The sequence below is a fragment of the Paraburkholderia phymatum genome (assembly GCF_040965635.1).
GTDB classification, from domain to species: Bacteria; Pseudomonadota; Gammaproteobacteria; order Burkholderiales; family Burkholderiaceae; genus Paraburkholderia; species Paraburkholderia phymatum_B.
Genome location: NZ_JBFRCH010000062.1, coordinates 1 through 20,186 on the forward strand (window position 1 = coordinate 1; position 20,186 = coordinate 20,186).

The following is a 20,186-nucleotide window of genomic DNA, read 5'->3' on the forward strand; positions in this document are numbered from 1 at the left end:
CCTCGACCGCCTCATGCATCACTGCCACCTGCTCGAGTTCGACGGTCGCAGCTATCGACTTAAAGAGGCCGCTGAAACCCTTGCGCGAAAAACAAAAGAGAGCTAAATAACGTCCACGTCCTGCTTCTATCCAGTTCGCGAAGACTTACGCGGCGAACGTCATCGTCGAAGGCGTCGAGCCAGCTGCGCGTCGCCCTCGTTCGAGAGCGGGGCGACGTGTCTTCAAGGCTATCTCTATTCAAGTCTCTTTCTGCATCAAACATTGGTGGGGAACGTGGATGAAGCGGGCTTTCATAAAAGTGAAGGCGATGTTGAACATGATCGAGCTGGAGACGTTTGCCGCGGTGGTCGAACGTCGCAGTTTCACGCAGGCCGCGGCTGCACTGAAAATCTCCTCCGCATCGGCGACACGCCGGGTCAAGCGGCTCGAACAGTCGATTGGGGCGCTGCTCCTCTTGCGCGAACCGATCGTGCTGCCGACGAAAGCGGGAGAAGAGGTCTTTCGTCATTTCATGACTGTCCGGCTGCAGGAGGATGACCTGCTTCGGCGTGTCATGCCGGGGAAAGTCGCGACGACAGCGGAACCGGTTGTCGACCGTTTTCTGGCCGCGCCGGTCGGACAAATGCGCTATCAGTGTGTCACCACACCCGGATTCGCCCGCGAACATTTCGCCGGTGGCCTGACGTTGCCCGGCTTGCTCGAGGCCACAACCATCCTGTTCGACCGGAAGGACACCCTGCACGATACGTTTTTCGAGTCGCATTTCGGTGTGACGGTCGGCCGGTACCCGAAGCACTATTTTCCTTCGCCGGTAGCGTTGCTCAATGCGATCCTAGCGATCTCGGCTACGGGCTGTGCCCGCGATGCGGGCCGGGCCGCTGATCGATCGCGGCAGAACGATTGCGCTGGCGCCTCAGCACGACCTGATGATCGATCTGTACTGGCATCATTGGGAGCAGGAGCCCGAGCCGCTCGCGACGATCAGTGCACTGGTCATGAACGCAGCGCGGCGGAGCCTCGTTCAGCCGGTCCCGAAGGAGGAGGGCACCAGTTGACGGATCGTTGCGACGCGCCGCGGCGATGCTTCCCGTCGACTCTTCCGACCACCGGTATCACGCCGCTCATCGTCGCGGGAATTCGGCTCAGATACGTGGGCATACCTACGTTTCCGATAGGACGAGTTTGACGCGGTCCGCACTGAAACAGCTTATGTCGATCCATACCGGATGACCGTTCGGATCGACCATTGTCAGCGTTGCCTCCACTATAGGTCGCGTTTTTGGTTGCTGCAGAAGATGCGCTTCATCGTCCGTCGGTAATCTCGAAACGAGTTCCGTTTTTGATCTGCGCTTTTCGTTCTGGTCATATTTGCGGAAGGTCTCATTGATGGAGCCGCACCGCCGATAGGTATCGGCGAAACCAGGGAACCGATCTTCAGATACGAAGTTCTCGGAAATAACAATCGGCCATCCGTCAGCCGAAGCGATGGTCTTGATGCAATCGACCCTTGCTGTTGGCGGAAGGCGCAGCGCCTCTGCGATTTCCGGGCACGCACGTGCTACACCCACAGAAAGCACCCTCGTCTGGGCGTCAACGGACAGCGAGGTGAGAAAGTGACAAAATCTTGTTGCTCCCGATAGTTCGTACGGGAAAACAGGTCCCTGGACAAATGTCCCTCGTCCCGGCTCGATCCTGATAAGGCCACTGCTCTGCAGGCTCGCGAGTGCTTTTCGGGCTGTCGCCCGCGTGACAGCGAACCGTTCCGAAATGTCTCCCTCCGGAGGCAGCTGCGCCCCCGGTTTCAACGCTCCGGACGCGATCTCGCCCTTCAAAGTCGCCTCGATCTGCCGCCACATGGGGACTCTGCTCGAGCGCTCCCGCACCCGTTCGCCAGGTAATTTCATCATTTATCGATGACTCCAGCGGAGACACCTGCTGACACACGTCATCAGAATGACACAGGAAGATGTCAAAGTTGTATACGTTTGATATGAAAACAACGGAGTCGAAAATATGCGCATCGCCATTATCGGTGCCGGCATTGTTGGGTCGAGCTTAGCTTATCACCTCGCTACGCGTGGAGCAAACGTCTACATCTTTGATACCAGACGTGCGGGTAGCGTGACGTCACTCGCAACCTTTTCATACCTGAACGCTGTCCGATTTGGCGGACAGTATGGCGAGCTTCGCGTAAAAGCAATCAGCTACTGGACAGAGCTGAGCACTCAGTTGAGGGCTGAGCAGCTCGTTCATCGGGACGGAAGCGTCTACTACGTTGACAACGACGCGGATGCCGAAAAAATGGAGGCACATCTTGCCGCCTCGTCTGTCGCTGGTCTTGAATTTGAACGCATGAAGGCAGCAGATTTCGTTGCCAGGTTCGAGCCAAATCTTGTCCTTCCGGAAAGCCGTTTCCCCGTATACCGCATGCCGGGTGAAGGATGGCTTGAGTCGGTCCCGATGATTGGCAGACTGTTGCGTGGCGCCGAGGACGCAGGTGCGACGCTTTGCGCAGGCGAGCAGATCACGCGGATCGAACGTCGTGATGGCGAGTATCGTCTGCGCGGCACCCGGACGGATATCACTGTGGACAAGGTCGTTTCGTGCAGTGGCGCCGAGACTGCGAACGTCCTCGATATGTTTGGTGTGAAACTGCCGGTCACAACGCGCGCGGGCGTGACAATCGTGACCAAGCCACTGCCCACGGGCCTGCGGCACGTCGTATACGCGGGCAAGGTCCATTTCAAGCCGGACGGTAGTGGGCGACTTGTCGCCGGTCGAACCGATTACCGAGCCTCGGTACCCACACTCGATGACGCTCATGCGGCCGCTGAGGAAACGGCCGCACTCGTACGGCCCTGGCTCCGCGGATTTGGAGAGGGTGAGATCGAATCCGTGCGCATCGGGATTCGACCTATTCCCGCTGACGGCCTGCCCGTAGTCGGGGAGATCCCAGGCCACCCTGGCCTGTCTGTGGCGGTGATGCACAGCGGCATTTCGCTGTCCGGACTGGTAGGACGGGAACACGCCAGCGAAATCCTGACGGACAACGAATCCGAGCTGCTTCGTTCATATCGTCCAGAGCGGCTCATTGACCATGTTGACAAGCGCCGAGAGTTCGCACCCTGGGCTCCGGGCGATCTGGCAACGGCTGAAACCGGCCACTCCGGGATCCTCAGCATCGGCGCCGCGCCCACGGACGGGGAGCCTGCAAAGTGACGACCTCAACGAAGAATGCCATTCCGTCAGACGCCGGACGGCCCGCTAGGTCTGCATCAATCGAGCTTCGTGGGGTTGAGCACAGCTACGCAAATGGCAAGAAGATTCTTCATGGTATGGACCTGTCACTCGACGGCAGGGGACTAATTTCGCTGATTGGGCCGTCCGGCGCAGGGAAATCCACTGTACTCCGGTTGCTCAATGGGCTGTTAAGGCCGACGAGAGGAACCGTAGTCGTGAACGGGTCTGTCGTGTCGGCGGCGCGCGGCGCGGAACTCCGGCACATCCGCCGCAATACCGGCATGATCTTCCAGACGTTCAATCTGGTGCGCAGGTTGACCGCGATCGAAAATGTATTGCTCGGTCGACTTGGCTACCAGTCAACGCTACGGACTGTGATTCGCATGTACAGGTCTGAAGACGTTGAACTCGCAATGAGCCTGCTGGAGCGCGTCGGTCTGAGCGGCCATGCGCACCAGCGCGTCGATACCATGTCCGGTGGACAGCAGCAGCGCGTTGCAATAGCCAGAGCGCTTGCTCAACGCCCGACCCTGTTGCTTGCAGACGAGCCCATTTCTGCGCTCGATCCAAAGAGCGCAAACCGCGTTATGGAAATCCTCCAGTCGATTGCGGCGACCGACGGAATTTCAGTGATTGCAAGCCTTCACTCCGTGTCGGCGGTGCGCGACTTCGCCTCATTTGTCGTCGGAATGAAATCCGGTCGTCTCCAGTTCAGTCTACCGGTTGGCAAACTCGGGACGTGTGAGATCTCCGGTCTCTACGAAACCATGGAATCGTAGGCATTTGACTCTTTTGGAGGAACAGCAGAATGACTCTGTCAAGACGGTCGGTTCTTGCGTTGATCGGTACAAGTCTGTTATCGGCAACAGTGCGGGCGGCACAGTCTAATGCTTGGCCCAAACAGCTACGTTACGCGATTGTGCCCAACGAAGGAGATGGGGCCCAAGCCGCGTATACCCGGCTCCTCAGGCACGTTGAAGCAAGGATGGGTATCCCCGTTGTTTCGTACCGCGTAAGCGACGTCACCTCCGTGATCGTCGCGTTGACCAACGGTCAGGTTGACGCGGCCCGGATTGGAGGGGAGTCCTACGTGATAGCGCGACGGCAGGGCGATGTGGACGCCGTCGCCATGGAGAAAACGCATCAGGGGACCGGATATCTCGGTGGCCTGTGGGTCCGTGCCGATTCCGGCATCTCCTCCATTGCCATGGCCAAAGGGAGACGGCTCGCGTTCAGCGAGCCAAATTCGACGAGCGGCTACCTCGCGCCAATGACCTACTTTCTCGATGATCTCAAGGTCGATCCAAAACGCTTCTTCTCTGAAATCACCTTTGCGGGCGGAGCCATTCCTGCCGTACTTGCCCTTAAGAACAGGCAAGTCGACGTTGCTGCCGTCTCCTTCCCCTATGTCGGCCTCGCGGTAACGCAAGGCATGATCAGGAAGGGTGAACTGGTTCCCGTCTGGAAATCCGATCCTATTCCCAATCCGGCCTACGTCGTTCGGGGCGGTCTTCCAGCGGACTTCCGGAAGGCGTACCAGGACGCGTTGATCACCTTCCAGGATCCTGAGAGTCTGGCGGGTCTGCCGGGAGGCGTCGAGCGCATCGTCACGGCTTCAGACAGCGATTACGACTACGTCCGGCAACTTGAACATGTCAAGCAGCAGCTCGACTTCAAGGAAAGACAGTGACAAAGCATTCCTGCGATCTGATCGAGCTTTCCACATCTGACAGGCCCTCCATGTCTGTAATGGTCCCGCGTAAGTGGATCTTTACGATGGTGATTATTGCGGCACTTGTTTGGTCCTACCATGACGCTGGTGTGAACCCCGGACACTTGGCCGACGGCCTGGGCAGCGCTTGGCAATACGTTATCGGCTCTTCGGACCTGCCGCAATCAGGGTTCTTTCCGCCGAATACATCAAAACTCGGCATTTACATCGCCGAGATGATTCTCACCATCAAGATGGCGATCTGGGGAACCGTGCTCTCCGTACCATTCGCGCTCGCTCTGGCCTTTCTGGGGGCGCGCACTGTCTCTGGATCTGGGGTAATTTACTGGTTATCGAGAAGGGCAATGGACGTTCTTCGATCCCTCAATGAGCTTGTCGTTGCCCTGGTATTCGTCGCAGCAGTAGGACTCGGGCCTTTTAGCGGAGTAATGGCTCTTACCGTGAGTGGAGTCGGCTCACTCGGAAAGTTGTTGAGCGAAGCGATCGAGGGCATCGACATGGGGCAGGTAGAGGCAGTCAAATCCACGGGAGCAACGCCATTGGCCGTTATCCTGCGAGGATTCGTTCCGCAGATCCTACCGGGGTTCGTGTCGTTCGTGTTGTACCGTTTCGAGGCGAATGTTCGGGCAGCTACCGTACTGGGAGTAGTGGGCGCGGGTGGTATTGGCTACTCCCTTCAGGAGTCGATGAGAGTGTTTGACAATCGAAGCGTGTCCTCCATTCTTCTGCTCATCGTCTTCACAGTGGTGCTCATCGATAACCTGTCAGCGATCATCCGGCGTCGAATCGCTTAAAGCTTTCGTCTCCATGCTTTATTCAGGCAGTCTCACTGCCCGCAGCTTCCCACTATCCGGTTCTCAGCGATAACCGTCTCTGCGTGAGTGCCGGCGTGAACTGCTGCTCGCGCTACTGCCCGCGCGCTGCGTTACACGAACAACCAGTTCGGAGCCTTAACCGCAATACATTTGGATATATTTTTCCCGATCTAATACGTAGTACTAATGTATGAGAATGGATATGGAAAATTCACTTCGCTACGCACTCTCGCTCGCACTGCTTGGTGTCGCCAGCTCCTCGAACGCACAAAGTTCGGTTTCGCTGTATGGGATGATCGACGCTGGCCTCGTCTACACCAACAACTCCGGCGGTCACAGCAATTACCAGCTGGGTAACGGTCTGCTGTCTGGCCCCCGGTGGGGACTCCTCGGCTCGGAGGATCTTGGCAGCGGACTCAAGGCAATCTTCACCCTCGAAAATGGCTTCAATCCGTCGAACGGGAAGATGGGCCAGAACGCTCGTGAATTTGGTCGCCAGGCGTTCGTCGGCATATCGGACAGCCACTTCGGCACAGCCACTCTTGGACGTCAATACCAGAGTAACTTCTTTGCTCTTGATTCGCTAGCCCAAGGATCACTGGCGACGCACCCGTACGATAACGACAACCTCGGCGCGTCGATCCGCCTTAACAATTCTGTCAAATATCAAAGCGTCAACTACGCTGGTTTCCAGTTCGGCGGACTTTATGGTTTCTCGAACGCCACGGGAAGCTTCGCTGACAGCCGCGCGTACGACGTCAGCGCCTCGTATACGAACGAAGGACTAACTCTTGCGTCCAGCTACCTGCAAATAAATAACGTCGGCTCGACGACTAACCCAAACGGTTCAGTAGTAGCGGGTGATTCCCCGTTTTACGCAGCGCGTCAGCGCACATATGGCGCAGGCGCCCGCTACGCGTTCGACGCGTCAACCGTTGGCATTGTCTTTACCCAAACACAGCTCGGCGACGCCACCGCTATCGGATCTGGCTACGCTGGCACCTCGAGCAATCTGCGTCTGGCGGGAAATGCACGCTTCACAAACTATGAGTTAAATGGCAGCCACCGGTTTACACCGGCGTGGACTCTGTCGGGCGCGTACACCTTTACAGACTCGCACCTCAATGGCGAACACCCGAAGTACCAGCAGATTACCCTTCAGGCTGCCTACGCACTATCAAAACGCACCCTTTTGATCATGCAAGCAGCATACGAGCATGTCGGCAACGCAGGGAAGTCAGGCATCACGGCTGACATCTCTGGCGTAAGCAGCTCTTCGACGAGTTCTCAGCTTGTTACCGAATTCGGTATACACCACTCCTTCTAACTGGTCCATATCGAGACCCGGAAGAGGCTTATCGCGTCGGTACATACAGGTGCCTATCAGGGCCGGTGCTGGCAGTCTAGCCAGATATTTGCGGGCACAAGGTGAGAATCGATTAGCTAAACGTGTCCAGCAGGGTAAGAAACCGTATTTCTTACTGGCGTCGGTGCATTGCACAATTCTCTCTGAATGAACGCTCGGATTGACTTATTTGACGGAACAATCATGACCGACATCACAACCATTACATCGACAATTACCGCGTCCTTCCTTGCCTCGACGGTCGAGGTGGTGGAAGCCTTCACCATCGTACTGGCCGTTGGCGTTACCCAAAGTTGGCGGTCGGCCTTCGTCGGCACCGGCATCGCCTTTACTGTACTTGCTGCGCTCGTGTTTTTCATTGGTCCCCTGCTGACACTGATCCCGCTGCAGCTGCTTCAATATGTCATCGGCATCCTGCTGCTGCTGTTTGGCATGCGCTGGCTGAGGAAGGCGGTGCTTCGGGCTTCAGGCCATCTCGCACTTCACGACGAGGAAAAAGCTTTCGCCAAAGAGACCGAAACGCTTTCTAGGCGGAGTGACGACAAACGCGCCAGCTATCTTGCGGGGATCGCGGCATTCAAGGCTGTGCTGCTTGAGGGAGTTGAGGTAGTTTTCATCGTGATTGCAGTCGGCGCAGCCCGTGGAGCGACACTCTACGCTGCCCTAGGTGCTGTGGCCGCATTCGTCGCAGTGCTACTCATCGGACTGCTGGTTCATAGGCCGCTATCGCGAGTACCGGAAAACACTCTGAAATTTATTGTTGGTCTGATGCTGACTAGTTTCGGTGTTTTCTGGACCGGTGAGGGATTCGGCGCGGAGTGGCCGGGGGGTGATCTGATGTTAATCGGCATCTTCATTGTATTCGCTGTCTTTTCGTTGTCCGCCGTGCGCTGGCTGCGGGGCGCCCACTACCTTGCCTAAGGAGGCCATCGTCATGAACGTAATTCGCATTGGGCTTGCTGAACTTGTTGGGATGTTCGTCGACGACGGCATGCTGGCCTTACTCACTATCCTTCTTATCGGCGCGATTACCGTTTTGGTAAAGTTCGTGGGCGTTTCGGGCGTAGTCGGTGGTGCGCTGCTTTTTATCGGCACGATCGCGGTCCTTGCTGAGAGCGTGATGCGCGCTTCCAGTCGATGACTGGAGCCTGGTTGTTTGGAAGTAGGTATGACTTCCGTGGACTGCCGAAGTGCTCGCCGCCACGCTGGGGCTAGGCGCATGTGAACGTCTTTGAGACGAATCCCGGAGATTGTTAGGCGGTTTCCAGCCCCGGCATTTTACATAAAGACGCAAAAGCTAATCCAGTGATCGAACGAACTGTTCGATGATTTATTTTTGTTCGAATATTGCTGCCAATCAGAGTATTGATTCCCACTGGAAAAAGCAGCGTCGGAGTTCGCCTATGAATGAACGGTCGTCAGGCACGAATATGCTGTCGGTAGTTGTACCTCTTTCGCTGGGGCAGGCTGCACTCTGGGGAGCGTTGTACTACGCGTTCGCAGTTATCCTGGAGCCGATGTGCAGTGAACTACGATGGAGCACCACGGCGGCTGCAGCAATATTTTCCGCTTCGCTGCTCATTTCAGGCTTATTTGCTGTACCGATCGGCCGGGCGGCCGATCGGTACGGAGCTCGATTATTTCTGATCTTGGGCACGCTTCTATCGGCCCTTGCGCTAGCGCTATGGAGTCGAACCAGTAACTTCATCGTTTTTTCAGCACTGTGGGGATGTCTGGGGATTACCTCGGCCGCAGCACTACAAACGTCAAATGTGGTATTTGCCCAGCACTTCCCCACGGAGATGAAAAACGCAGTCGTCACATCGAGTCTGGTCACAGGTCTCTCGGCCGCGATCTTTGTCCCTCTCTGCCAGTTTCTCGTCGGCCGCGAAGGATGGCGGTGTGCCGTTGGCGTGCTTGCATTGATCTGCGTCGTATGTGCGGTCAGTTTCGCAGTCGTCGTGCCCCGAGGAAAAGGGACGTTGAAATCATCACTGACTCTGAAAAAGTCAGATCCCAAAGCCCTTCAGAACTCGGACTCTCTTCGTAAGATCCTCTTCAGTGCCCGGTTTTGGGGAGTTGCCATTGGTCTGGCTTGTAATGGCGCTATATCGACGTCTTTATCAGTTCACATTGTTGGCATTCTGAATGACAAGCGATACAGTTCCGCTCAGATTTCGCTCGTTGTGGCGCTGGTCGGGCTCGCTCAAGTCGCGGTACGTGCGTTGTTAGCAATGAAAGGAAAAAGTTTGACCACTGCCTTTTGGGGGCGAGTGGCTCTCGGGCTTCAGATAGTGGCGTTGACGGCGCTCTGGTTATGTCGCCCGGGGTCGCCAGCTACCGTCCTTGTGTATCTGTTTGCCATCTGCAATGGTGTGGTCGGCGGTCTCACCCTGGTCGTCGCAGCGCTGATCACATCGGAGTTGTTTGGAACGGCCAACTACGGGGCTGTGCAGGGCGTCTTGAAGATGGTTTCCACCTTTGCGCGCTCAGCGGGTCCTGTTCTGTTCGCCTTCGCGACACTCGCAATGAGGGTAGATGGTGGCGCGATATCGCTGCTTGTCGGACTGGCTGTTCTGTCATTCGTCGCATTTTCGGCTGTGATCTGAGGGTGAGGGAAACGGATTGCGCGTTGAGGACTGTGTGTTCTTTTGCGAGGTTGTAGCGTTAATACAGAATTCAGGCGAGGTATCGAATCGGAGCAAGTAGTTGATCCATTGTGCGTCCGTCGAAACGGCTCTTTTCCCCAACCTCCATTTTGGAAAATTGAAGATGTCTGAACATGACCTGAACAAAGATTCAGCAACACTTTAGCCACGAGTCGCCATTGTCGGCGCCACAGGCGCCGTGGGTCTCGAGTTGATACGCTGTCTTGAGGACCGCAACTTTCCTCTACGCGAGCTCAAGCTGTTTGCCTCACCGAGGTCCGCAGGAAAACGACTAGGGTTTCGCGGTGAAATGCTACCCGTGCAAGAGCTGACGTCCACCAGTCTTCTCGGAGTTGACCTTGCGTTGTTCTCCGCCGGCTCAGCGATTGCAAGAGAGTTCGCTCCTGCGGCGGTCCGGAATGGTTGCACGGTGATAAGCAATTCGTCGGCATTTCGGCTTGAAAGAGATGTGCCTCTCGTGGTGCCGGAAGTGAATTCGGGAGCATTAAGCGGCCATCAGGGGATCATCGCGAACCCCAATTGCGTCGCGGCGATTGCCACGGTCGCGTTGGCTCCAATTCACCGAGTCTCGAAAATCCGCCGGCTGACCATCTCGACGTATCAGGCGGCGTCAGGTGCGGGTGCAGCGGCGATGAACGAACTACGTGAAGCCACTAGCGCCTACCTTCGCGATGAAGCCTATCAGTCGAGAGTTCTGCCACATCCGTACGCCTTTAATCTTTTTAGCCATAATGCCGAGGTCGAACTCGAAAGTGGATTTAACGGCGAAGAAATCAAGGTAATTGCTGAGACCCGAAAACTTCTCGACGCTGCAGAACTGCCCATTGGCATCACCTGCATTCGAGTACCGATACTTCGGGCACATGCGATTGCCATCACGGTTGCACTTTCCGATCCCGTGAGTCCGTGCGATGCACGCGCTATATTTTCACGAGCTGAAGGACTGAGGTTGGTTGACGATCGTCCGAATAATCATTTTCCGATGCCCTCTGAAGCGTCAGGCCAATAGTAGGACGTGTACGACAAGATCTTGGAGATCCGTCAGGTCACTCTTTAGCCCTCTTTGTTGTCGGAGATCAGCTATTGAAAGGAGCGGCATTGAATGCCGTACAAATCGCCGAGCAGCTTACCGAAGATGCACGCGGCTGGGACATTGAAGATGTGCGGAGTAGCGCCGGTACTCGATGCCGCCAGTCACCTCGGTGAGGACAATGATGGCCAAATTCTTCGAGAGCGGTTGAGGGAGAGATGGTGAAAACGAAAAAGACCGCGCCACAACTTCCTGCGCGATAAGCCGCTTCGAACGCGCGGGTCTTGCAATTCCCCAATCAACGCTTGGCGAGTGGGTTGGTGTTTGCGGCGTGCGATTGCAGCCGCTGGTCGACGCGCTGCGCGACGCGCTTCTGCAACAGGGTGTGCTGCACGCCGATGAGACGCCGGTGCAAATGCTGGTTCCGGGTAGAGGAAAGACGCAGCGCGCCTATGTATGGGCATATGCCACCACGCAGTTCGCCGACGTGCGCGCAGTGGTCTATGAATTCGCGGATAGCCGTGCTGGCGAACATGCCCGCACGTTCCTCGGCAAATGGCGGGGCAAGCTGGTATGTGACGACTACAGCGCCTATGTTACGGCCCAAGATATGTTGCCGAGGGCGAATCGAAGCCGCCGTTCTTGACGTTCCAGCGGCTTCGGATGCACATAACTTCCGGAGCGAAGCTTATAGCCGTTGCAAGAACTCCATGATGGACGGCGTAGATGATCCAACGCTTCTTGGTCGAGGTAGATCCGTAAAGTCCAGACAGGCCAATGCCCGCGCTTTCATTTCCAGATCGACCTCTGCATAAACGTTAGTCGTATCGACCGAGACGTGGCCGAGCCACGCTCGTATCGTGTTGATGTCAACGCCGGCTCTGAGCAGGTGGACCGCAGTTGTATGACGCCTATCTCTTGATAGAGATAGGAGACACACGGCCGCGATGAGTCTGATGCATCACGGCGTCGACCTAACCGTGATCGCGCTCTGGCTCGGTCACGAGTCCTCCGAGACTACTCAGATCTACTTGCACGCCGACATGCAACTCAAGGAACGCGCGCTGGCGCACGCCACGGCGAGCGGCGTCGCGCCGACACGCTACAAACCTCCAGATCCGTTGCTCGCCTTCCTGGAGGCTCTCTGATAATGCCGACAATCCGAGCGACCGGGAACAGAGATCCGCCCAACCGTTGTGTGCGTGGATTCATGACGCGGCATAATCGGGCAGTCGGCATAATTGGCTGGAAAATCAGATTCGTCCATGGGCCCTGGGAAGGGCGAACTGGCTCTCCGCGGGCTCTTTGCGTGCGGGGCAACGTGCAGCCGCAATCATGAGCCTGATTCGATCAGCGCAGCTCAACGGCCATGATCCATACGTCTACCTCAAAGACGTACTGAACCGCTTGCCCACGCATCGCGCCGACGACATCGCTCAGCTATTGCCTCATCGCTGGGCGCCGATCACCGCCTGATCGCCAGCGGGCACTCCCCGGGGTGCCATTGCCGGGCGCTTACGATGGTTCGTTCGTCTCCGACGACGTCGATGGAGTGCCATGTGCACTAGCAGACATTACAGTAAGTTTAGCGGTAAATATTCGGAGGCAGGTACGGCTCGACCAAAGACATCATCAGTTCTCGCGAAAACTACAGCGCGTCATGTAGAGGCTGCCTGACGCCTGTAAGCTGCCAACTTAGTGAGTGATATTGGAAGCGCTTCTTGCTCGTTGAAATATGCGGACGGTATGCAGAGCCCATTTATGAGATGCTCAAAGCAAGTAAGGACTGGAAGGAAATGCGACTAGAGAAAATGCTTTAGCGAACCGCATTTGCTCTACTACGTGACGCGTACGAGCCCAGTGCAAACTGTGGCTAGTCGGAATCTTTTCTCTTTACCGCGGCCGTCGCGGGGGCGCCATGACAAAGAGGTGCGCCGCACCTTGAACGGCGCATTGGGTGTTCAGCTGTCGCCTGTCTCACAAGGCGCATTGGATTCTGTGGTGCTGCAGTGACCAACCGCCTTCATCTCGTCCCGCCGCCCGCTAAAACGACCTTGTTCGCGTCGGCAGAAGATCCCGCGACGGGTCCGACTAAGTCTACGAAAGAAAGTCTGTCGTCTGTGAGTGTCTCGGGCATGCGGGGCCTTATCCATAGTAGCTTCGATTCGTAATCTTGCTCAGATTGAAAGCGCGTACGGAACCGAGGCTGCGCTGGCCTTGAGGCATATTGTGCATGAACGCGCGCGTGAGTTTTGTATGCGTGAATCTGGCATTGTAACGATATCGTCACGATTACGGTGACTTGAACGATGTGCCTGATTCTCCGGATGAAGATAGCATCGTCGAATCGGTTATCGCGGCACTCGACGCGCCAGTTCTCGACCCTACAAGACAAGGCGAGCTTGCCTTCGGCGAAGCCCATAGTGAACAGTTACTGTAACAACGGAACAGAGCGCATTTCTCGGATGGGCATGCATCAAGCTCATGTCGTCCGAACACCAAAGGCGATCTTAGTGCTTTTGTTACACGATCGCGGATGCTTTGTCGCAAAGATGACATGACGATATTCGATGTGTACACAACGAATGCAGTGGGATAAATAGAAATGAAAAGCGCTGTATAGAATGCGGGCATGCATGGCACGAAACGTGCAAGAAAGCTATTTGCACGGGCACGCTTCGGACAATGGCAACTCGACAGCAGCGATAACTCGTTGACCGCTGATCAGCCTCGTCGACGCTGATGTCAGCCAGTGGCGGATGGGAGGTCAACCTTAAGGATCGGATTCGCTGGCTCGAACGAAAGCGTTGCCGGACAACTAACGGTGTATGGAGTTCTTGGATATCTGCTGAAGACGCGACCGCGCAAAGCCTAAATCGCTGTTCATGGCTGGTAACAAAGGAGTTGAGGAACATGCACTGTGATCGACCGAACCCGCCACCGCCGATGCGTAGCCTCGCTGATATGGGTACCGGTATCATACATTTCCGTCCCCCACGCGGTGTGCCATTACCGGCCGGATTGTCATGCACGATAGTTTCATTTGAGCCCAGTGCCCGAACACACTGGCATATTCACCCGTTAGGCCAACGATTGTTCGTGACCGCGGGATGTGGGTGGATGCAGTGTGAAGGCGGACCGATCGTGGCGATGCATCCTGGAGATATGGTCTGCATTGCGCCGAACCAAAAGCACTGGCACGGTGCGTCACCATGGACCTCCGTGAGGCTGATTGCGCTCCAGAAGGAGCATGACAGCAAATGTGTCGATTGGCTGAAACCGGTTACCGACGAGCAGTACTACGCCAGACTGTCTCTCGACATCTGACGGAGCGCGATGTTAGAGAATCGAAGGCACTTCCCCCTTCCGACGTCTGCGGCGGAAGCCGCAAATCGGCATCAACTGACTGCGTCGCGATAGTGGAATCAGGATGATTAAGCACATTACGATGACGATTACCTAGATCGCCAGCAAATAGAACTGCGGACAACTATTCGATCTGTGTCGTCGAATTTGATTTGCCCCATGTGCATGGTTGTGGGCATGAAGGCAAGTGCCAGAGCCTGCATGGCACAACTGCCGCCGCATCCACTTTGAGGCTGCCCCCTTGATGGCGTCGGGCGCGTCATCGAGTTTGGCGTGATCAAGACGCTGCTATTTCAAGGACTACTAGGATCACCGGATGTTACTGTGGACCGACGACCCGTTCTATGCCTACGTGCGCGGCATCGATACGTCGATGGTCAGGGTGCCCCGTTCAATCCAACCGCCGAGAACATGACGCAGTGGCTGGTGACCGTGCTCGGCACTCGAAGTGTTGGAAGCCACCGACGTGCGGTTGGTGGAATGTCGAATTTAGGAGACACGCGAATGCAGTGCGACGTACCGTCTGTAGCCGTGCCACCCGTTGGCAGCTATCCCGTCAACGAGATTTTTGAGTCGTTACAGGGCGAAGGCAGCTTCACCGGCACACCTTCAGTGTTCGTCCGTCTGCAAGGGTGTCCGGTGGGTTGCGCGTGGTGTGACAGCAAGCACACGTGGCAGGTGATGCCGGAGCGCGAGATCAGTGTCGGGGCGATGGGCGAGAAAACCGGCCGGCCGTGCGACAGCTATGCGTGGTGTGACGTGCCGACGCTCGCGAACATTGTGCGGGCGGCAGACGCTGAGCACGTGGTCATCACGGGCGGCGAACCGTGCATGTACGACCTGCGCCCGCTGATCGCGAAGCTCGAAGCGTGGCATCACCGTGTCCAGGTCGAAACCTCGGGCACTTACGTGCCGCTCGTCACGCCCAGCACCTTCGTCACCACGAGCCCGAAGTATGGAATGCCAAGTGGACGCCCGGTGCTCGATGAGGCGCTGGCGCGTGCCAACGAGATCAAGTATCCGGTCGGCAAGCAGCGCGACATTGATATCGTGCTCGAGAGACTTGACCCGATCCAACGCGCGCGCGGCACCCCGATCTGGTTGCAGCCGTTGAGTCTGTCGTCCCGCGCCACGGGCATCTGCATGAAGGCGGCGCACCGCTACGGCTGGCGCGTCTCGTTGCAGACGAACAAGTTCATCAACATCAGGTAGCGTCATTATGCCGGTCCGAGGAAGAAAGTCCAAGCCTACGGCGCTCAAGCTGATCGAGGGCAATTGCGTCACCCTGCCCAAGTGCTGCTCCGTCCGGGCATTCTCCCGTGCTCGTGTGGACGAACACGCCCGTGCGGGATGGAATCGCATCACGCCCGAACGTGAGCGGCTCGCCTCGGCAGTTCGCCGTGGCGCTCGCGATGGGCACGCAGTACAAGATATCCATTGAATCGCTACGATTCAGATCGATATGTCGTTTCGGTTTAGGCGTGGCATGGGATTTTATCTACCTGCACGGCGCCTGATACTCGGTTGTGTAACTCCATTGAATTGCATTTGTGAAAAAAGAAGGTGTACCGATGAGAGTTTTGGCGATTTTTATTCTTCTGATAATCTATTTTCCTGGCAATGCGTGGACGGCAGTCAACGATCGCCGCGTAGTGACTTGGAATCTCCAAGGCTCCAGCGCAAGCACGGAGAGTAAATGGAATTCAAATATTCGCACGGTGCTACTTGGAAATCGGGATGACGGACCGATACCCGTTTCAAGGCACATTGATGTTATGATGATACAGGAGGCTGGATCACTACCGGCATCAATTACGTCTAATCCTCCACTTCCATTGGAAGGCCGATTAGTGAACCCGGATCTGGTTGTCGCGCCTATAAACGAATATGTCTGGAATTTGGGCACATCAAGAAGGCCAATCGATTACTACGTGTATTTTTCGCGAGTCGATACTGGTGCCAACCGAGTAAATCTGGCTATTCTCAGCAAAGAAAAGGCTGATCAAGTAATCTTGCTTAGACCGCGGGCTTGGAGTGGAGCAAGGCCAATACTGGGAATCAGACTCGGATCTGACTATTATTTCGGAATTCATGCCTTGGCAAACGGCGGGACGGATTCTGGAGCAATCGTTGCTCGAGTTTGGGAGTATTTTAATCAAAATCAGATATCGGACCAATGGTTGATTGCTGGTGATTTTAATCGCGAGCCCAATCAATTGCGCGACCTCCTTCGAAGAAGCTATCCGCAAGAATATAGAAACGTGACTTTCCAGTATGAGGATCGGCCAACCCATAGAACAAGCGGCCACAATCTAGATTATGGGATTGCTGGACAGCTGAACAATCCATCCGGCGGCCCTAATTTTGATTGCAACTTATTTACGCCGAGCCTAATTGGGCAGTTGGTATCAGATCACACTCCTGTTTTACTTTGGCCGAAGAAATAGACGAGCGAGAACGACCAAGATGATTGGCAAGGCGAACGTTGGTGTGCACGCCCAATGGTCGAGGCGATCAGGATGTGTTCGACTTTCGTTTCGCCAGCCAATGGCTGCGCAACCCGCTGCCAGACACCGTCGCGATCGGGAAAAACGTAAACGCGGTCTGTTACTGGATGAAGCCCACTGGCAGGTGGCGCCATGGGCTTCCAATACGGCCGAACGGCGATGACGCGCAGGAGAAGGAGAATCTGCCCCGAACACGCAAAGACCGCGCGCAGCAGCTACCGTGATTGCAAGAAATCTCGTCAATGGTAATGATCCGCGGTGCGGGCGATATCGACCGCCTGTTCTTTGCGATCTGCAGGATGGCGGTAGCGAACGCATACGGGGTCGCAAGCGTGATTGCACCGACGAACGCGCGATCGGTGACGAGCACGGCGTCGTAGGCACCATGATTCACTTGCGGAATGCATACTCGGCTTGGGGGCGGTCCCGTGCAGAGCAACATGACATTAGCGCCGAAGTGGTCCCCAGCGCCGGATCAGGAGCCTGCTGGACGCAGACGACGATGTGCGTGCATGGCGACCCTCCGGGCCAGGCGGTGCGACACGTCGGCAACGATGCTTGCAGATTGTCGAGAGAGATGGGCCGGTGTCCCTCGATTCCTTGGAACACCCTTGAATACGTTCTCCGCAGCGGGCGGGGACACGACGAAATTGTTGTAGGCATGTTGGCGCGGGGCTTGACAGACGGTGAGCAGGGTCGTCGCATTGTGATGCGGCACGGAGAAGCGTCTGAGGATGTGCAGGCGGCCGACGCTCGCAACCTTCTGGTCGAACGCGATGCCGAAGAATTGCAGTACATCCTCGGCCGATCAGTGCTCGCATTTCTAGCTGGAGTCCCTATTGGAAGAAGGCAAAGGCTTCGTAGGTCGAAAATGGATCGAGCACGACAAGGATATCGGCAAAGCGTGCACGTTGCGCGCCTTGTTGTTGCGCACAGGGCGTTACTCGGCCCTGCGGGCATCAAGCCCAGCGGGCGCGACTGACGGGCATCGAACTCTTCGAACCTGATCGATCGCCTTTCAATGCACGAAGCCGAAAAGCGCCATCGCGCCTTCGGCTGGCGTCAGGCCCGCCTTGAAGTACCCCTCGAGCCGGTCCGCAATCGCTTCGTCGAGTGTGAAGGGCGGATGGATGTAGCCCACATTGAACGCATGGTCGTACCAGTCGCTGAGCCATGCGCGCAGGTCGATCACATATTGCGGCAATGCATTCGAAGCGTCGTCGTGCATGTGCGTCTCCTTGGCTTGCAGAACGATCAGGCTGCCTTGCGGCCTATCCCCATCTCCGGTCGGCGCCTGTCCGGTGGAAACACATGCCATGTGCCGTCGGCATGGCGAAAGAAGAAGAGGGAGAACGAGCCAGTCGGCCGTTCGATCTGAATGCACACGCGACACGTTCCACCCGAGCGCGAGCGTTCCAGCAGGCGCACGCGCGCTGCCCGGCTTCGTGTCGAGCCGACCAGTTTTTCGACCTGAGAGCGCAGCGATCTGTTACCCGCCATGACTTTCCCCGCGATGCACGATGAATCGATGCTACGGGGAATCGGCGTGCGCGCCCAATCGGCGGCGGCGGAATGTCGTCTCAGGAAGCGCTGATTTCAGCCGTCAGGATTTCCCGACGCGGGAATCAGGATGTCACGCGACCGTTTTTGCGCGTGCGCTGACTGCGGCATAGTTTCTGATCGGAGATGATGAGCCATCAAAACGCGATGTCAAACCGATGCATCATGATGGCCTATCTGTCCGAGCGGGAGAACGTTGTCGAGCAGGTCGATTCGCTCTGTCTGCGGCTGTTCGACACCTGGTGCGAGACGGGCAGTGTGACGCCGCTCGCGTATCTGTTGCATTGCTGGCCGTTGACCGACAGTGCGCCGGGCGCTCTGCGGCGGTTGGGTGAAACGATCCGAGATTTGCGGCGCCATCACGCAGACCCGCTCGACGCGTACAGCTTTCACGCGCTGTGCGAAACGGCCGATCTGATCGACGAACTGGTAGAACGTCCGGCGCGCACGGTCCGGCTGATGGCGGTGGGCGAGGTGCCCGAATAACAATAGGACACCGCGGTCATAAACGCGCAAAGACATGCGGGCAGGGCACAGTCGCTGCGGGCGGGGGCGCGTTGTTTCATCGGATGTTTGAAACCCGGGTGGGGCGCGATAGACCGGGCTTTGGCATCGAGTGCAGAATAGGACACACACAACGGCGGCACTTACGGGAAGATATGGCTCTCGACAGGTTCGACGCATGGTGGAGCGGGCTCCGTTATGTGCGGCGCAGTGTGGTGCTGCGGCTGCTCGGTACGGTGCTCGTCTTTAGCTGCGCGATCACGCTGACCCTGACAGCGGTGCAGCTTTATCGCGACTACGAGCGCGACATCGCGCAGATTCAGAACCGTCTCGTCGATATCGACCGCCGCTATCGCGACAGTCTCGGCGAAGCGCTATGGCAGCTCGATCAGCCGCAACTGAAGCTGGAACTGGGAGGCATGCTTCGCCTCGCGGATATTCGCGCCGCCAAGTGCGCGAGTCGCCATCGGCCGGCACAGCGATGGCCGTGGCCGTGGGCGAGCGCATGACGCAGATGACGGTCGCGCGGGAGTTTCCGATCCTGTACCGCGTGCAGAACAAGGTCGTGCGCATCGGCACCCTGTATGTGGAGGCGACGCTCGCCAATCTCTATCACGAGCTTGTGCACACCGCGCTCGTGATCCTCGTGAGCCAGGGCGCGAATACATCTCTGGCCGCGCTGCGGCATCTTGCGACGATCGCGCGCACCGTGAACGATCGCGATTTTCACGAGCCGCCGCGCGAGGCGGATGAGCTCGACCGCGTGGTGTCGGCATTCGACGCGATGGGTATGCGCCTGCATTGTGCGTATCTCGACGAGCGCGAGGCGTCCATCGAGCGCGAAGCATGCCGCTTAACTGCATCCTTGGTTATGCGCAGATCCTCGGAATTTCACCAGTTCGCGCGCGACGGCAACATGCGCGGCATCATTCAGTGGGCGGAGCGCATCGCGGCAAGCGATCCGGCGCATGCGGCGTTCGCCGCGCGGCTGCATCAACTGGCGCGCGCGTATCAGTCGAAGGCGGTCCTGCAACTCGTCGAGCGGTACCTGGAGGGGAACACCGCATCATGAGCCCTCTCGCCGCCACGGTCGCACATACGGGCACGGTCCTGATCGTCGACGATACGCCCGCGAATCTTGGCATGGTCGTCGAAAGTCTCGAAGCGCGCGGCATTCGCGTGCTGGTCGCGCTCGACGGCATCGAAGCGCTGGAGCGCGCGGCCTTCGCGCAGCCCGATGTGATCCTGCTCGGCGTGGAGATGCCGGGCATCGACGGCTTCGAGACGTGTCGCCGTCTGAAGCGCGACGAACGCACGCGCGATATCGCCGTTATCTTCATGACCTCGCTGACAGGCAACGAGGATCGCGTCGAGGGCTTTTCGGCGGGCGGGGTCG

General features: G+C 57.1%; 22 protein-coding genes and 6 pseudogenes. 22 read left to right on the top strand and 6 right to left on the bottom strand.

Annotated elements, in window-relative coordinates:
* Positions 1 to 106 (top strand): ATP-binding protein (locus tag AB4Y32_RS39270; RefSeq protein WP_368726427.1); only part of this gene is annotated, 106 nt, incomplete at its 5' end.
* 202 nt (positions 107 to 308) lie between these two features.
* Positions 309 to 1,056: pseudogene (locus AB4Y32_RS39275) on the top strand (LysR family transcriptional regulator).
* A 105-nt stretch (positions 1,057 to 1,161) separates the two neighbouring features.
* Here AB4Y32_RS39275 and phnF read toward each other — a convergent pair.
* Positions 1,162 to 1,908, bottom strand: coding sequence for a phosphonate metabolism transcriptional regulator PhnF (gene phnF, locus AB4Y32_RS39280; protein WP_368726409.1), 747 nt, complete (start codon positions 1,906 to 1,908; stop codon positions 1,162 to 1,164).
* A gap of 106 nt (positions 1,909 to 2,014) precedes the next feature.
* Between phnF and AB4Y32_RS39285 the strand changes: the two genes are divergently transcribed.
* From AB4Y32_RS39285 to AB4Y32_RS39330, 10 genes and pseudogenes are all read left to right on the top strand, one after another.
* Positions 2,015 to 3,220, top strand: coding sequence for an NAD(P)/FAD-dependent oxidoreductase (locus tag AB4Y32_RS39285; protein WP_368726410.1), 1,206 nt, complete (start codon positions 2,015 to 2,017; stop codon positions 3,218 to 3,220).
* Complete coding sequence (gene phnC, locus AB4Y32_RS39290) at positions 3,217 to 4,020, top strand: phosphonate ABC transporter ATP-binding protein (RefSeq protein WP_368726411.1); 804 nt, start codon at positions 3,217 to 3,219, stop codon at positions 4,018 to 4,020. The genes AB4Y32_RS39285 and phnC overlap by 4 nt, the downstream gene beginning before the upstream one ends.
* A gap of 29 nt (positions 4,021 to 4,049) precedes the next feature.
* Positions 4,050 to 4,931: a phosphate/phosphite/phosphonate ABC transporter substrate-binding protein gene (locus AB4Y32_RS39295; RefSeq protein WP_368726412.1), complete on the top strand. Its 882-nt coding sequence runs from the start codon at positions 4,050 to 4,052 to the stop codon at positions 4,929 to 4,931.
* Positions 4,928 to 5,767 carry a phosphonate ABC transporter, permease protein PhnE gene (phnE, locus tag AB4Y32_RS39300; protein ID WP_368726413.1) on the top strand — a complete coding sequence of 280 codons (840 nt, stop codon included), beginning with the start codon at positions 4,928 to 4,930 and terminating at the stop codon, positions 5,765 to 5,767. The genes AB4Y32_RS39295 and phnE overlap by 4 nt, the downstream gene beginning before the upstream one ends.
* 223 nt (positions 5,768 to 5,990) lie before the next feature.
* A complete protein-coding gene (locus AB4Y32_RS39305) occupies positions 5,991 to 7,115 on the top strand; it encodes a porin (protein ID WP_368726414.1) in 1,125 nt (374 codons plus the stop codon).
* A gap of 222 nt (positions 7,116 to 7,337) precedes the next feature.
* The gene (locus tag AB4Y32_RS39310) at positions 7,338 to 8,075 is read left to right on the top strand and encodes a COG4280 domain-containing protein (RefSeq protein WP_368726415.1); all 738 of its coding nucleotides are present in this window, start codon (positions 7,338 to 7,340) and stop codon (positions 8,073 to 8,075) included.
* Between the two features lie 13 nt (positions 8,076 to 8,088).
* Positions 8,089 to 8,295 carry a hypothetical protein gene (locus AB4Y32_RS39315; protein ID WP_368726416.1) on the top strand — a complete coding sequence of 69 codons (207 nt, stop codon included), beginning with the start codon at positions 8,089 to 8,091 and terminating at the stop codon, positions 8,293 to 8,295.
* Positions 8,296 to 8,557: 262 nt separating this feature from the next.
* Positions 8,558 to 9,763 (top strand): MFS transporter, encoded by a 1,206-nt coding sequence (locus AB4Y32_RS39320; protein WP_368726417.1) that lies wholly within the window; start codon positions 8,558 to 8,560, stop codon positions 9,761 to 9,763.
* Positions 9,764 to 10,001: 238 nt separating this feature from the next.
* Positions 10,002 to 10,832, top strand: a complete 831-nt coding sequence (locus tag AB4Y32_RS39325) for an aspartate-semialdehyde dehydrogenase (protein WP_368726418.1) — start codon at positions 10,002 to 10,004, stop codon at positions 10,830 to 10,832.
* A 289-nt stretch (positions 10,833 to 11,121) separates the two neighbouring features.
* Positions 11,122 to 11,448: pseudogene (locus tag AB4Y32_RS39330) on the top strand (IS66 family transposase); the annotation flags it as partial.
* Positions 11,449 to 11,541: 93 nt separating this feature from the next.
* On the opposite strand, the gene AB4Y32_RS40855 reads toward AB4Y32_RS39330, so the two are convergent.
* Positions 11,542 to 11,793 carry a tyrosine-type recombinase/integrase gene (locus AB4Y32_RS40855; RefSeq protein WP_439899905.1) on the bottom strand — a complete coding sequence of 84 codons (252 nt, stop codon included), beginning with the start codon at positions 11,791 to 11,793 and terminating at the stop codon, positions 11,542 to 11,544.
* Positions 11,794 to 11,797: 4 nt separating this feature from the next.
* On the opposite strand from AB4Y32_RS40855, the pseudogene AB4Y32_RS39340 reads away from it, so the two are divergent.
* From AB4Y32_RS39340 to AB4Y32_RS39365, 6 genes and pseudogenes are all read left to right on the top strand, one after another.
* Positions 11,798 to 12,001, top strand: a pseudogene (locus AB4Y32_RS39340) (tyrosine-type recombinase/integrase); the annotation flags it as partial.
* Between the two features lie 88 nt (positions 12,002 to 12,089).
* A pseudogene (locus AB4Y32_RS39345) lies at positions 12,090 to 12,329 on the top strand (transposase domain-containing protein); the annotation flags it as partial.
* An 826-nt stretch (positions 12,330 to 13,155) separates the two neighbouring features.
* Entirely contained in the window at positions 13,156 to 13,293 is a 138-nt protein-coding gene (locus AB4Y32_RS39350) for a hypothetical protein (RefSeq protein WP_368726419.1), read from the top strand.
* A 524-nt stretch (positions 13,294 to 13,817) separates the two neighbouring features.
* Complete coding sequence (locus tag AB4Y32_RS39355) at positions 13,818 to 14,180, top strand: cupin domain-containing protein (protein ID WP_368726428.1); 363 nt, start codon at positions 13,818 to 13,820, stop codon at positions 14,178 to 14,180.
* A 450-nt stretch (positions 14,181 to 14,630) separates the two neighbouring features.
* The gene (queE, locus tag AB4Y32_RS39360; RefSeq protein WP_368726420.1) at positions 14,631 to 15,431 is read left to right on the top strand and encodes a 7-carboxy-7-deazaguanine synthase QueE; all 801 of its coding nucleotides are present in this window, start codon (positions 14,631 to 14,633) and stop codon (positions 15,429 to 15,431) included.
* Between the two features lie 338 nt (positions 15,432 to 15,769).
* Complete coding sequence (locus AB4Y32_RS39365) at positions 15,770 to 16,666, top strand: cytolethal distending toxin subunit B family protein (protein ID WP_368726421.1); 897 nt, start codon at positions 15,770 to 15,772, stop codon at positions 16,664 to 16,666.
* 32 nt (positions 16,667 to 16,698) lie between these two features.
* Here AB4Y32_RS39365 and AB4Y32_RS40860 read toward each other — a convergent pair.
* From AB4Y32_RS40860 to AB4Y32_RS39385, 4 genes and pseudogenes are all read right to left on the bottom strand, one after another.
* Positions 16,699 to 16,874, bottom strand: a pseudogene (locus tag AB4Y32_RS40860) (IS5/IS1182 family transposase); the annotation flags it as partial.
* A gap of 398 nt (positions 16,875 to 17,272) precedes the next feature.
* Positions 17,273 to 17,519, bottom strand: a pseudogene (locus tag AB4Y32_RS39375) (nitrogenase-stabilizing/protective protein NifW); the annotation flags it as partial.
* Positions 17,520 to 17,744: 225 nt separating this feature from the next.
* Positions 17,745 to 17,954 carry a hypothetical protein gene (locus AB4Y32_RS39380; RefSeq protein WP_368726422.1) on the bottom strand — a complete coding sequence of 70 codons (210 nt, stop codon included), beginning with the start codon at positions 17,952 to 17,954 and terminating at the stop codon, positions 17,745 to 17,747.
* Between the two features lie 26 nt (positions 17,955 to 17,980).
* A complete protein-coding gene (locus AB4Y32_RS39385; protein ID WP_368723447.1) occupies positions 17,981 to 18,226 on the bottom strand; it encodes a hypothetical protein in 246 nt (81 codons plus the stop codon).
* A gap of 225 nt (positions 18,227 to 18,451) precedes the next feature.
* On the opposite strand from AB4Y32_RS39385, the gene AB4Y32_RS39390 reads away from it, so the two are divergent.
* The 4 genes from AB4Y32_RS39390 to AB4Y32_RS39405 all read left to right on the top strand — a co-directional run.
* Positions 18,452 to 18,772 carry a hypothetical protein gene (locus AB4Y32_RS39390; RefSeq protein WP_368726423.1) on the top strand — a complete coding sequence of 107 codons (321 nt, stop codon included), beginning with the start codon at positions 18,452 to 18,454 and terminating at the stop codon, positions 18,770 to 18,772.
* A 173-nt stretch (positions 18,773 to 18,945) separates the two neighbouring features.
* Complete coding sequence (locus AB4Y32_RS39395) at positions 18,946 to 19,299, top strand: hypothetical protein (protein WP_368726424.1); 354 nt, start codon at positions 18,946 to 18,948, stop codon at positions 19,297 to 19,299.
* Entirely contained in the window at positions 19,272 to 19,862 is a 591-nt protein-coding gene (locus tag AB4Y32_RS39400; protein WP_368726425.1) for a hypothetical protein, read from the top strand. Before AB4Y32_RS39395 ends, AB4Y32_RS39400 begins: the two co-directional genes overlap by 28 nt.
* Positions 19,859 to 20,186, top strand: a 328-nt coding sequence (locus tag AB4Y32_RS39405) for a response regulator (RefSeq protein ID WP_368726426.1), incomplete at its 3' end; no start/stop codon positions are given. The genes AB4Y32_RS39400 and AB4Y32_RS39405, both read left to right, overlap by 4 nt.